The organism is Aquibium sp. ELW1220 (assembly GCF_030398385.1).
GTDB lineage: Bacteria > Pseudomonadota > Alphaproteobacteria > Rhizobiales > Rhizobiaceae > Aquibium.
The window spans coordinates 159,091-172,348 of record NZ_JAOAOQ010000009.1 but is presented as its reverse complement, the minus strand read 5'-3'; the positions used below and the strand labels follow the sequence as shown (position 1 = coordinate 172,348).

Annotated in this window: 10 protein-coding genes; 3 read left to right on the top strand and 7 right to left on the bottom strand. The window is 68.6% G+C overall.

Features of this window, described 5'->3' with window-relative positions; genetic code table 11:
* Positions 1–101: 101 nt before the first annotated feature.
* The 3 genes from N1F91_RS11300 to N1F91_RS11290 form a co-directional block, all read right to left on the bottom strand.
* Positions 102–452 (bottom strand): RusA family crossover junction endodeoxyribonuclease, encoded by a 351-nt coding sequence (locus N1F91_RS11300; RefSeq protein ID WP_289992208.1) that lies wholly within the window; start codon positions 450–452, stop codon positions 102–104.
* A 14-nt stretch (positions 453–466) separates the two neighbouring features.
* Complete coding sequence (gene ptsP / locus N1F91_RS11295; RefSeq protein WP_289992207.1) at positions 467–2,737, bottom strand: phosphoenolpyruvate--protein phosphotransferase; 2,271 nt, start codon at positions 2,735–2,737, stop codon at positions 467–469.
* A 76-nt stretch (positions 2,738–2,813) separates the two neighbouring features.
* Complete coding sequence (locus N1F91_RS11290; RefSeq protein ID WP_289992206.1) at positions 2,814–4,088, bottom strand: aspartate kinase; 1,275 nt, start codon at positions 4,086–4,088, stop codon at positions 2,814–2,816.
* 232 nt (positions 4,089–4,320) lie between these two features.
* On the opposite strand from N1F91_RS11290, the gene N1F91_RS11285 reads away from it, so the two are divergent.
* Positions 4,321–5,046 (top strand): gamma-glutamylcyclotransferase, encoded by a 726-nt coding sequence (locus N1F91_RS11285; protein WP_289992204.1) that lies wholly within the window; start codon positions 4,321–4,323, stop codon positions 5,044–5,046.
* A gap of 52 nt (positions 5,047–5,098) precedes the next feature.
* On the opposite strand, the gene N1F91_RS11280 is transcribed toward N1F91_RS11285, so the two are convergent.
* From N1F91_RS11280 to N1F91_RS11265, 4 genes are all read right to left on the bottom strand, one after another.
* The gene (locus N1F91_RS11280) at positions 5,099–6,163 is read right to left on the bottom strand and encodes a dipeptidase (RefSeq protein WP_289992202.1); all 1,065 of its coding nucleotides are present in this window, start codon (positions 6,161–6,163) and stop codon (positions 5,099–5,101) included.
* Positions 6,164–6,305: 142 nt separating this feature from the next.
* Positions 6,306–8,276: a biotin carboxylase N-terminal domain-containing protein gene (locus N1F91_RS11275; RefSeq protein ID WP_289992201.1), complete on the bottom strand. Its 1,971-nt coding sequence runs from the start codon at positions 8,274–8,276 to the stop codon at positions 6,306–6,308.
* Positions 8,277–8,472: 196 nt separating this feature from the next.
* Positions 8,473–9,639 (bottom strand): acyl-CoA dehydrogenase family protein, encoded by a 1,167-nt coding sequence (locus N1F91_RS11270; protein ID WP_289992200.1) that lies wholly within the window; start codon positions 9,637–9,639, stop codon positions 8,473–8,475.
* Between the two features lie 266 nt (positions 9,640–9,905).
* Entirely contained in the window at positions 9,906–11,504 is a 1,599-nt protein-coding gene (locus N1F91_RS11265; protein WP_289992199.1) for a carboxyl transferase domain-containing protein, read from the bottom strand.
* Positions 11,505–11,727: 223 nt separating this feature from the next.
* On the opposite strand from N1F91_RS11265, the gene N1F91_RS11260 reads away from it, so the two are divergent.
* A complete protein-coding gene (locus tag N1F91_RS11260; protein WP_289992198.1) occupies positions 11,728–12,009 on the top strand; it encodes an SCP2 sterol-binding domain-containing protein in 282 nt (93 codons plus the stop codon).
* Between the two features lie 770 nt (positions 12,010–12,779).
* Entirely contained in the window at positions 12,780–13,193 is a 414-nt protein-coding gene (locus N1F91_RS11255) for a hypothetical protein (RefSeq protein ID WP_289992196.1), read from the top strand.
* Positions 13,194–13,258: the final 65 nt, after the last annotated feature.

Below are 13,258 nucleotides of genomic sequence, written 5' to 3'. Positions count from 1 at the left end.
GTCAACCTCCAGCGCGTTCTACAAGTCCAGACCCACCCGCGGTGAAAGAGACGCCTCGACTGCCCGCGTATCGTCGACCGGCACCATCCGCGAAAGCGAACTCATGAATAAGACGGGCTAGGCTGCTGGAAGGACCAGTCGAGTCCCGGCTCGAACTTCTGCGCCACCACGCGTTCGACGGCGCGATCGTCGAGATAGACGACACGGACCAGCGCATCCATGATCGGCTTGATGATGTTGTCGATGTCACCGTCCATAGGCGCGGGTGGAAAATAGTACACCGACATCGCCAGCGGTCGCTCATCCAGCCACGGTAGTTCGACCGCCTCAGCGATTCGACTTTGCGCAGCGGCCGACACGAGCGCCTTCCATCTCTGGACCGATTTGGGCTTGGCTTGAATCGAGCGCGGCGTTTCCGCGATGATGAACTCGAGGGGAAAGAGATCGTCCATCGCCCCCCGCCCCCCTACAGCGGAATCTCGTGCTCCGCCGCAAACGTGCGCAGCATCGCGCGGGCGTCGTGGGTTGCGCCGCCGTCGCCGAGGATCAGCCCCATCTGCGCGGTCAGTGCCTCGACGGGCAGGTCGACGAGCATCGCCTTGACCGGGCCGATGGCGGCGGCCGACATGGAGATCGAGCGGAAGCCGAGGCCGATCAGCGCCATGGCCGAGATCGGCCGGCTGGCGAGCTCGCCGCAAAGAGTCACCGGCGTGCCGGCCCGTATTCCCGCGTCGAGCACCGACTTCAGCGCCCGCAGGAACGGCGCCGACAGCGGGTCGAAGCGCGACGCCACCGTGCCGTTGCCCCGGTCCGTCGCCGTCATGAACTGGAACAGGTCGTTGGAGCCGATCGAGACGAAGTCGACCTCGCGCATCAGTTCGTCGAGCTGGAACAGCAGCGACGGCACCTCCACCATCGCGCCGATGGCCAGGCTCGTGGGCAAGAGGTGGCCGAAGCGTGCCAAGTGCCTGACCTCGCGGTCGATGATCTCGCGCGCCCGGCGGATTTCCGAGACCTCGGTCACCATCGGCAGCATCACGCGCAGCTCGCGGCCGCCGGCGGCCTTCAGCAGCGCGCGGAACTGCGTGCGCAGCAGCGCCGGGCGGTCGAGCGTGAGACGGATCGCGCGCCAGCCGAGCGCCGGGTTCTCCTCCTTCTCCGACCCGCGGAAATAGGGCAGCACCTTGTCGCCGCCGATGTCGATGGTGCGGAAAGTGACCGGCTTGTCGCCCGCCGCCTCCAGCACCTGGCGGTAGAGCGTCTCCTGCGCCTGGGCTCGCGGGAAGGTGGCCGCCACCATGAACTGCAGTTCGGTGCGGAACAGGCCGATTCCGGCCGCACCGGCATCGCCCAGTTGCGGCAGGTCGACCGCCAGCCCGGCATTCATCATCAGTTCCACCTTCACGCCGTCGCGGGAGACGGAGGGGCGGCTGCGCAGCTCGCGGTAGAGTTCCTGGCGGCGGGCGCGGAAACGCGCCTTCTCGGCGAAGGCGGCCTCGACGTCGGGCTGCGGACGAAGGTGCACCCGCCCCTCGTCGCCGTCCACGATGATCGGGTCGCCGTTCTCGGCCATCGACACCGCGCCCTTGGCCTGGCCTGTCACGGGAATGCCGATGGCCCGGGCGACGATCACGACGTGGCTGGTGGCGGCCGCGTCCTCCAGCACCAGCCCGCGCAGCTTGTCGCGCGGATAGTCGAGCAGGTCGGCTGCACCCATCGAGCGCGACACCACGATCGCGTCGCGCGGAAGCGTTGCGGCGAGGTTCTCCGGACCGTGCCCCATCAGCTGCCTGAGCAGCCGGTTACCGAGGTCGTCGAAATCGTTCATCCGGTCGCGCATATAGGGATCGGTCATGTGCATCATGCGCGCGCGCATGTCGCTCTGCACCTTTTCCACCGCCGCTTCCGCCGTCAGGCCGTTGCGCACCGCCTCCTCCAGCCGGCGCACCCAGCCGCGGTCGTGCGCGAACATCCGGTAGGCCTCGAGCACGGCGCGGTGCTCGCCTTCGCTTGCCACGTCGCGCCGCGACAGCATGTCGTCGATCGAGACCCTGAGCGAGCCGAGTGCCGTGTCCAGCCGGCGCAGTTCGGTGTCGACGTCCTCGTTGAACAGGTTGGTCACCACGATGCGCGGCTCGTGCAGCACCACGTGGCCGAGCCCCACGCCCTCGTTGAAGGACAGGCCGTCGATCGTCACCGGGCGCGACAGGTCGAGCTCCATGCCCGGCCGGGTGAGGCGCCGCAGGTCCCCCGTCGCGATCATCTCGGCGATGACCATGGCGGTGGTTTCCAGCGCCTCCACCTCGTCGTCGCCATAGTGGCGCTTGGTCTTGTTCTGGACGACGAGGACGCCGAGCGTCCGCCCGGCGCGCAGCACCGGCACGCCGAGGAACGAGTGGTAGATCTCCTCGCCGGTCTCCGGCAGGTAGGTGAAGGCCGGATGGTTCTGCGCGTCCTGCAGGTTGAGCGCCCGCGCGCTGGCTGCGATGGTGCCGACGAGGCCCTGCCCGAGCCGCAGCTGCGCCAGGTGCACCGAGCTCGGGTTCAGGCCTTCGGTGGCGTAGAGCTCCAGCACCGAGTCCGCCCGCAGCACGTAGAGGGAGCACACCTCCGCCACCATGTTGGAGGCGATCTCGCGCACGATGCGGTCGAGCCGGGCCTGCGGCTCCGCCGCCTCGGCCATCATCTCGCGCAGCCGTCTCAGCAATACCCGCGGGCTGCCGGCGATTTCACGCATCGGGCGTTTCTCCCACGGCCTTCCGCCGCCTCCGCGCGAATCGCGGATGCGGCAGGCCGAGCAACGTTTGGTAGGACTATTGCTTATCCAGACCGTAGACGGAATGCAAAGTCCGCACTGCAAGCTCGGTGTAGGCGCCGTCGATCAGGATCGAGATCTTGATCTCCGACGTCGTGATGGCGCGAATGTTGATGCCCTTTTCCGACAGCGCCTTGAAGGCGGTGGCGGCCACGCCCGCATGGCTGCGCATGCCGATGCCGATCACCGAGACCTTGGCCATGCCGGTATCGTGCTGCACCAGCTCGAAGCCGATGGTCTCGCGCGACCGGTCGAGCACGGCAAGCGCCTTGTCGAGATCGCTCGACGGCACCGTGAAGGTCATGTCGGTGCGCGATCCGTCCTCGGAGATGTTCTGGACGATCATGTCGACATTGATGTTGGCTTCCGCCAGCGGTCCGAAGATGCCGGCCGCGACGCCCGGTCGGTCGGCGACGCGGCGAAGCGATATCTGGGCCTCGTCCTTGGCATAGGCGATGCCGGTAACAACCTGCTGTTCCACGATTTCGTCCTCGTCGCATATGAGGGTGCCGGGGGGATTGAGAAGATCGCCCATGCCCGGTGCGTCCGGATCCTCGAAGGAGGACCGTACGAAGGTGCGCACCTTGTGCACCATGGCGAGTTCGACCGAGCGCACCTGCAGCACCTTGGCGCCGAGCGAGGCCATTTCGAGCATTTCCTCGAAACTGATCTTCGCCAGCCGCCGTGCCTTGGGCTCGATGCGCGGATCGGTGGTGTAGACGCCGTCCACGTCGGTATAGATGTCGCAGCGGTCGGCCTTCACGGCCGCCGCGATCGCCACCGCGCTGGTATCGGAGCCGCCGCGGCCGAGCGTGGCTATGCGGTGATCCGGTCCGATGCCCTGGAAGCCGGCGATCACGGCCACCTGACCCTCGCCGAAGCGCTTGATCAGGAACGAGCCGTCGATGTCGGTGATGCGCGCCGCGCCGTGGGCGTTGTCGGTGCGGATCGGGATCTGCCAGCCCTGCCAGGAGCGCGCATGGATGCCCATCGACTGCAGCACCAGCGCCAGCAGCCCCGACGTGACCTGTTCGCCCGATGCCACCACGGCGTCATATTCGCGGGCGTCGTAGATGTTGAAGTTCGCCCCTTCGGCCTTCGATGCGTCGCGCACCCAGCCGACCAGTTCGTTGGTCTTGCCGGCCATGGCCGACACGACGACCGCCACCTCGTGGCCGGCGTCCACCTCGCGTTTGACGTGCCGCGCCACGTTGCGGATGCGACCGATATCGGCAACCGAAGTCCCGCCGAATTTCATCACGATGCGCGCCATGGAAGCGATATGCCTTTGCGGGGGTCGCAGCCTCTCGGGCCGCGGAAACTGAAGGGAGGCGCAACGGGCTGTGCCGCCGCGCGGATGCGCGGCTTCCATAGCCAAAGCGCCCCGGCTTCGCAAGCACCGGCCCGGCCGGCGTCTGGCCCTGAACGAAGTGTCACGCGCGCGGATGCTTGAACAAGGCGTCCGGGCGGGATTATCTGGCGCTGCCAAGGAGACGAGACGTGCCATGAATGCGAAGAGGCCGCCGCGATGCATGCGGCTGACGAAGGACCATGTCGCGCGGCTCGCGCGCCACATTCCAGACCCCGGATTTCAGGTCTTCCCCGGCATGGTGCCCGCGACCGACGCCGACTACGAGCGCGTCGTCGCCGAGATCATGGCCGGCGCGCCCGAGGACGGGTTCTGGGTGTTCGGCTACGGCTCGCTGATCTGGAACCCGGAATTCGACTTCGTGGAGCGGCGCACTGCGCTGGCGCGAGGCTGGCACAGGCGCTTCTGCCTCGGCTGGGACTACCGCTACCGCGGCAACCGCGAGCAGCCGGGCCTGATGCTGGCGATCGATCGCGGCGGCCAGTGCCACGGCGTGGTGTTTCGCCTGCCCGGCGATGCGGTCAAGCCCAACATGGACCGGCTGATCCGGCGCGAGATGAGCATGGTCCCATCGGCCTTCCCGCCGCGCTGGATCAAGGTGACGACCCCGCAAGGGCCGCTGAAGGCGCTGACCTTCGCGATGAACCGCAACAGCGGCCGCTACATCGGCGACCTCACCGAGGAGGCGACCGCCGACATGCTGGCCACCGCCTGCGGCTTCCGCGGCTCGATGGCGGAGTATCTTCACGCCACTGTCGCGCATCTCGAGGAGATGGGCATCCACGACCGCCACCTCTGGCGCCTGCAGCACCTGACGGCCGACCGGATCGAGCAGCTGCACGGGCCGTGTCGCGGCGATTGAGCACGGGTGTGCCGTTGCTCGGCAACGGACACCCGCCGCCGCCGAAGCCGTTTCACCCGATCGTCCGCTCCAGCAATCCGACCCAGTTCCGCCAGGCGATCTTCTCGATCAGATCCCGGCCATAGCCGCGCGCCTCCATCGCCTCGATCAGGCGCGGCAGGCCGGCGACGTCGCGGATGGCGGCTGGAATCGGAGCTCCGTCGAAGTCCGACCCGAAGCCGACGCCGTCCTCGCCCAGCGCCTCCACGAGCGCGTCGAGATGCGCGATCATCACGTCGAGCGCGGTGTCGCCGCCCATGCGGCCGTCGGAGCGCAGGAAGCCGGTCGCGAAGTTGAGCCCCACCATGCCGCCGGTCTCGCGGATCGCCGACAATTGCCATTCCGTCAGGTTGCGCGCCGAGGGGCAGAGCGCGTGCACGTTGGAATGGGTGGCGACCAGAGGCGCGTCGGTGATCGCCGCCACGTCGCGGAACCCCTTCTCGTTGAGATGCGACAGATCGACGAGGATCTTCAGCCGGTTGCAGGCGCGCACGAGGTCCTTGCCTGCGTCCGTCAGTCCCGGTCCGGTATCCGGCAAGGATGGAAAGCGGAACGGCACGCCCTCGCCGAAGACGTTACGCCGGCTCCAGACGGGGCCGAGCGAACGCAGGCCGGCGGCGTGCAGCACGTCGAGCAGCGCGAGATCCGGCCCGATCGCCTCCGCGCCCTCGATGTGGAACAGCGCCGCGATCGAACTGCGATCCATCGCCGCGCGGATGTCGGCGGCACTGCGGCAGACCGTCAGCGCCCCGTCCGACGCGCGTTCCAGCCGGAACAGGATCGACGCCATAGCGAAGGTGGCCGCCGCTGCGTCGCCCTGCGCCAGTTCGGGCGGCAACCGCTCGTCGCTGCCGGGCGGCGGCGCGGGGGACGAGAAATCGATCGGCCCGAGCGGCGGCGGGAAGACGGCGAAGAATCCGCCCGCAAAACCGCCCTGCCTTGCCCGCGGCAGGTCGATGTGTCCCTTGCGCGCGCCGTCGAGAAAGAGCCGTTCGGGCTCGGCCACCTTGGCGGAATGCAGCCTGAGCAGCGTGTCGTTGTGGCCGTCGAAGACCGGGACGGGTGTGGATGAGGGCATGGGCGGACGAGGCGTCTCCGTTGCGGGTCGCGTGCGGCCCCTCCCCGGCGCGCGCAGCCGCCGAGTCCTAGCGGAGCGCGGCAGGCAGGGCAAACGCGAACGCATCGTCGCTACCCCCTTCGCATTCGCGGCGACGTTTCCGTCAGCCGTCGAGCTCGAGTTCCACGATCACGTCGCCGGCGCGCACCTGCTCGCCGCAGCCGGCCCGGACAGCCGACACGGTGCCGGAGCCGGAGGAGGCAAGCACCGTCTCCATCTTCATCGCCTCCACCATGCCGACCGTCTGCCCGGCCTCCACCCGGTCGCCGGCCGAGACGGAAAGCGCGCGCAGCGCCCCGGTCACCGGCGTCCGGATGACCGAGGGATCGGCCTCCGGCAGTCGCGAAGCGAGCCGGTCCGGTTCGCTGAAGCGCCAGGTCCGGCCGTCGCGATCGAGCCAGACGTCGCGCCCCTCGGCGAATACGGTCGCGACGGCGAGCGACCCGCCCCCCGCCGCATCCTCCCCCAGGACCGCGTAAAGGCGCGCGCCCTCGATCCGCGCCTCGGCGAGCGCTGCCGCCTCCCCGTCGACGAAGACTCCGGCGAGGCGGCCGCGATCGAAGCGCACCACGGTCTCGAAGCGCGTGCCGTCGCAGTCGAGCGTGATCGGGCAGGCGGCGATGCCCGTCGAGCGGAACCAGCCGCCCGGCGCCGACAGCGCCAGCCACGCGGCGGCCAGCGCCACCGTCTCCCGCTCCGGCGGTGCGGCGCGCAGCAGCGCGGCGTCGGCGGCGATCCAGCGGTCGATCAGGTCCGTCGTCACGGCGCCGGCGCGGAACTCCGGCGACGCCAGCAGGTCGACGAGGAAGCCGCGGTTGGTTTTCAGCCCGAACAGCGGCCGGCGCCGCAGCGCCAGCACCAGCCGGCCGATCGCCTCGTCGCGGTCGCGGCCATGCGCGATCAGCTTGGCGATCATCGGGTCGTAGAAGGGCGTCACCGCCTGCCCTTCCTCCACGCCCGTGTCGATGCGCAGCCCCGGCTCGTCGGGCGACACCTCCGGCCGCCAGCCGCGCACCGTCCCCGTCTGCGGCCGGAAGCCGGATTGCGGGTCCTCCGCATAGAGCCGCGCCTCGATGGCATGGCCGGCGAAGACGACCTCCTCCTGCCGCAGCGGCAGCGGCTCGCCCTGCGCCACCCGCAGCTGCCATTCGACGAGGTCGAGCCCGGTCACCATCTCGGTCACCGGGTGTTCCACCTGCAGCCGCGTGTTCATCTCCAGGAAGTGGTAGCCGCCGTCCGCGCCGGCGATGAACTCCACCGTCCCCGCCCCGACATAGGCCACCGCCTTCGCGCAGGCGATCGCGTCGCGCGCCATCGCGTCGAGCACGCCCGCGGCGATTGGCGGCGGACTTTCCTCGACGATCTTCTGGTGCCTGCGCTGCGCCGAACAGTCGCGCGCGCCGAGATGGATGACGTGGCCGTGGCCGTCGGCAAAGACCTGAACCTCGATGTGCCGCGCCTCCTCCACCAGCCGTTCCAGGATCAGGTCTCCGCTGCCGAAGGCGTTCTCCGCCTCGCGCCGCGCACTCGCGATGGCTTCGGCGAGATCGTCCGCCGTCCGCACCCGCCGCATGCCGCGCCCGCCTCCGCCGGCCGACGCCTTCACAAGGAGAGGGAAGCCGATCCGCTTCGCCTCCGCGGCCATCCTTTCGGCCGACTGGTCCTCGCCGTCATAGCCCGGCACCACCGGCACCCCGGCCGCCGCCACGAGGATGCGCGCCTTCGCCTTGTCGCCCATGGCCCGGATCGCCGATGCCGGCGGCCCGACGAAGACCAGCCCGGCCGACGCGCAGGCATCGGCAAAATCCGCGTTCTCCGACAGGAAGCCATAGCCCGGATGCACCGCGTCGGCTCCCGCCAGTCGGGCCGCGGCAAGGATGGCATTCTGATCGAGATAGGACCGCGCCGCCTCCGCCGGCCCGATCCGCACCGCGCGGTCGGCCATCCGAACATGCGGCGCCCCGGCATCGGCATCGCTGTGGACCGCGACCGTGGCGATCCCCATCCGCTGCGCCGTGCGGATGATCCTGCAGGCGATCTCGCCGCGATTGGCGATGAGGAGGGAGCGGATCATCGTCGTGCGTCCTTCGAGGCTCGCTCCGCTCGCACCTCGGGATGAGGACCCTCGGTGCGGATCGAGCGCAGTCCTTTGGTTGCGGCGTTCCAGATCTGCAGGAAGCCCCCCCGGTCCTCATCCTGAGGGTCCGAAGGACGGGCGAGACCCGTGGCTCGCCCCGAAAGCGAAGCGAGCCTCGAAGGACGCACCACTCTCATCCCCGCGCCCTGTTGCCGGTCCCGGGCAGCGTGCCCTCCAGCTTGGCGATGATGCCGAGCATGATCTCGTCGGCCCCGGCCCCGATCGACACCAGCCGCGTGTCCCGCCAGGCCCGGCTCACCGGATTGTCGGCCGTGTAACCCATCCCGCCCCAGTACTGCAGGCAGGCATCGGTGAGTTCGCGCGCCAGTCGCCCGGTCTTCAGCTTGGCCATGGAGGCGAGCCGCGTCACGTCGGCGCCGGCCACGTACTGCTCGATCGCGCTCCAGGTCAGGGCGCGCAGCGCCTCCACCTCGGTGCGGAGCTCGGCCAGCCGGAAATGCACCACCTGGTTGTCGAGGATGGGCTTGCCGAAGGCCTGCCGCTGGCCGGTATACTCGATGGTCAGGTCGATCAGCCGGTCGAAGCCCTTCAGCGAACTCGCCGCCGAATAAAGCCGCTCCTCCTGGAACTGCAGCATCTGGTAGGTGAAGCCCATGCCCTCCTGGCCGATCAGGTTGGCCACCGGCACCCGCACCTCGTCGAAGAACAGCTGGGCGGTGTCGGAGGAATGCATGCCGATCTTGCGGATCTTCTGCCGCGTGATGCCCGCGGCATCCATCGGCACGCAGATCAGCGACTTGTTCTTGTGCGGCGCACCGTCCGAGGTGTTTGCGAGCAGGCAGCACCAGTCGGCCTCCATGCCGTTGGTGATCCACATCTTGGTGCCCGTGATGACGTAGTCGCCACCGTCCCTGCGCGCCACGGTCTTCACCGCCGCCACGTCCGAGCCCCCGCCGGGCTCCGAGACGCCGAGGCAGCCGACCACGTCACCCGCGATCGACGGCGCGAGGAAGTTCCGCTTCACATGGTCGGAGCCGAAGCGGTTCAGCGCCGGGGTGCACATGTCGGTGTGGACGCCGATCGCCATCGGCACGCCGCCGCAATGGCACGCGCCCAGTTCCTCGGCCATCACCATGGAATAGGAGAAGTCGAGCCCGAGCCCGCCATAATCGGGATCGTACTTCACGCCGAGCAGGCCGAGATCGCCCATCTTCTTCAGGACGTCGTGCGAGGGAAACGCCTCCGCAGCCTCCCAGGCGTCGACATGGGGATTGAGTTCCGTCTCGACGAACCGCGCCACGGTCCGGCGCAGCGAGTCGTGTTCGGGTGTGAAGTGCATGTGGTTTCCTCCAAATACCGTCCTGCAAAATAGATACGGGGACAGTTTACTTAACTCGGACCGATGATGAATTTAACGGAAGGCAAATACAATCCGAATTAAGCAAACTGTCCCCGTATTCACCCACACGCCCATCATGCGATTCTTCAAGTCGACGCTCCCCGAGAAGTGAAAATCCTTCCGAGACACCATCAACGACAACTTTCACATCGTCCGACCCGACAAATTTCGGTTATCGGGTAGACGGGGTAAAACTGTCCCCGCATTCACCCCCGCGCCACCCCAAACGTATTCGCCCGCAGCACCCGCCCCTCGCCCTCCGCTGCAATGGTCAGGCACAGCGCCAGCACGGCGCGCGTGTCGCGCGGATCGATGATCCCGTCGTCCCACAGCCTGGCCGTGGCGTAGAGCGCGGTGGACTGCGCCTCTACGCCGGCGCGGATGCCGGCCGTCATCTTCGAAAGCGCCGCCTCGTCGACCGCGCCGCCTTTTCCCCGCGTGATGATCTCCATCACCTTCGCCGCCTGTTCGCCCCCCATGACGGCGGTGCGGGCCGACGGCCAGGAGAAGATGAAGCGGGGCGAGAAGCCCCGGCCGCACATGCCGTAGTTGCCGGCGCCGTAGGATCCGCCGATTACGATCGTGAACTTTGCCACCCGCGCATTGGCCACCGCCTGGATCATCTTCGACCCGTGCTTGATCGCCCCCTCGCGCTCGGCCGCGGTGCCGACCATGTAGCCGGTCGTGTTCTGCAGGAAGACCAGCGGCGTGCCGGCCTGGTCGCAGAGCTGGATGAACTGCGCCGCCTTGAGCGACCCTGCCGGCATGATCGGACCGTTGTTGGCCAGGATGCCGACGCGATGTCCGTCGATCGCGGCGTGGCCGCACAGCGTGTCGGGCGCATATTCCGCCTTGAATTCGAAGAAATCCGAGCCGTCGACGACGCGGGCGATCACTTCCCTCATGTCGAAGGGCTGGCGTCCGTCGGCGGAGACGATGCCCGCAAGCTCCTCGGCGTCGAACAGCGGCGGCGCGGCGGCCGACATGCGCCCGGCCTCGTCCCAGGTCAGGTTGCGCATGATCTCGCGACCGATTGCCAGTGCCTGCAGGTCGTCGTCGGCGACATGCTCGCCAAGCCCGGTGACGCGGCCGTGCAGGTCCGCCCCGCCGAGGTCCTCGTCGCAGGCGTCCTCGCCGATCGCCGCCTTTACCAGCGGCGGGCCGGCGAGGAAGATCTTCGAGCGGTCGCGCACCAGCACGACGTAGTCCGACAGGCCCGGCAGGTAGGCGCCGCCGGCCGTCGAGGATCCGTGCACGATGGCGACCTGCGGGATGCCGGCCGCCGACAGCCGCGCCTGATTGGCGAAGGAGCGCCCGCCTTCCACGAACATCTCCGCCTGGTGGAGCAGGTTGGCCCCGCCGCTCTCCACCAGATAGATCAGCGGCAGGCGGTTCTCGAAGGCGATCTCGTGCAGGCGCAGTGCCTTCTTCAGCCCGATCGGCGGCACCGTGCCGCCCTTGATGCCGCTGTCGGACGCCGAGACGATGCAGCGTCGCCCCGCCACGACGCCTATGCCGGCGATCGTGCCGCCGCCCATGATGTTCCGGCCGCCGTCGTCGTCATGCATGCGCAGGCCGGCCAGCGTCATCAGTTCGAGGAAGGGCTGGCCGCGGTCGAGCAGGCGCTCGACGCGCTCGCGCGGCAGGATCTGGCCGCGCTCGGCGAACCGGTCGGCGCGCGAGGCCGAATTGGCGCGGATCTTCGCCTCGAGGTCGCGCACCTCCGACAGCTTCGCCGCCATCGCCTCGGCATTGGCGCGAAAGGCCTGCGAACGCGTGTCGAGCCGGGACGCGAGCACTGGCATCAGGGACACGCCTTTGAACCGGGGCATCGCGTCGCACCGCGGAAACATTCCGCGCGCAAGATGCTTCGATGGGTCAATGCCGGCTCCTCCTCCCGCATCGTCCAAGGCTAGACAACGTTGACGTAAACGTCAATCGGCTGGTAAGGGAGGAAAACACCAACGGCACGGCGCCGACGCGTGACACAAACGGGCGAACGATGTTCGCCGCATCATGGAGACTGAGATGAGCCTCGACCAGATCGCATCCAAGATCGACCAGCGCCTTTCGGGCACCGGCTTCGACCGGTCCGTCAAGATCGACCTCGGCGCCGACGGTGCCATCCTGATCGACGGCGAAAGCGCCACGGTCGGCGATGGCGATGCCGACTGCACGATCTCGATGAGCATGGACAACTTCGAATCCCTGATCGCCGGCGACCTCAACCCCACCGCCGCCTTCATGACCGGCAAGATGAAGGTCGCCGGCGACATGTCGGCCGCCATGGCGCTCAGCCAGGCGCTCTGAGGCAGGCCGCAGCCGGCGCCCAAACGCGCCAGCCAGCGCCCGCCGGCGCCCCCTCCGCCTCGTCATCCCGGAACGCGGCGTCGAGCGAAGCGAGGCGGCGCGTATCCGGGATCCATGCCTCGGCGCTACCGGCAAGCGTGACGGCGCCGAAGCCCCCCGGGCGCCGCCGCCTTACTTCGTCGTCCCGCCCTTCGACACCGGCCGAGGCATGGATCCCGGGTCTGCGCCTCCGCTTCGCTCCGGCTTCGCCCAGGATGACGAAGGGGAAAGGGCGCCGGAGCAATGGATGAAGCGGAGCCGCGGCAAAGGCGAGGCAGCCGGACGCAACGGCGAAGCAGACAGACGCAACGCCCCTCCAAACGCGTACCCCTTCGCCTCGTCATCCCGGAACACGGCGTCGAGCGAAGCGAGACGGCGCGTATCCGGGATCCATGCCTCGCCCGTCGGCAGGTGCCGGTTCCGCCCGCTCTCACCGATCCGCGCCCCTCTTCGCACGGCACGCCCCCGGCCCTGGTCTCGCCGTGCAGGCCGTCGGCGGTCTGGAGGCCGGCGGTCTGGAGGAAATACGGGGACAGCTTACTTAATTCGGCAGAATTCGATGCCTTCTTCAGTCCTTCTCGATTCGAGTTAAGTAAACTGTCCCCGCATTTCCGGCAGCCATTGCACCGGGCCGCCACCAACGAAATCAACACCTTCCGCGATTTTTACCTTGTTCTATCCACACCCCCCTCCACCTGCGTCACGATGAGCGCGGCCGATGGAGGGCTGGGATGGACAGGGACGAACGAACGCTCAGGCAGATCATCGCGGCACTCGCCGCGCTGGCCGTGCACGCCGAGCGGTCGGCTGCCCGCGCCTTCCTCGTCCGCTGTTTCGTGCTGGCCCTCCTGCGTCGCGCCGAGGACGTGCTCTGCCGCTACGTCGCCGACGTGACCGGCATCGATCAGCCCTTCTTCGAGGACGAGGCACAGCCCGGCAGCGATCCTGCCGATGCGGCAGTGCTCGCCTGGCGCCTGCGCTGGCTGGCGGCCTTCCTTGGCGCCCTTCTCGACGACGCCTGCGCGCTCCACGCCTGGACGCCGGCCCTCCAGGGCCCGCGCCGGCCGCGGGCTTCGCACCCGCCTGTCGGCACCCTTAGCGTCGCCTTGGGCTGCGGCGCGTTCCAGCCCTACGACACGTCCTGATGCCGTCGGCCCGGCCGCATCTTCATCACGGAAATGGACCGGCGGGCGGAACTCTCCGCACGGCC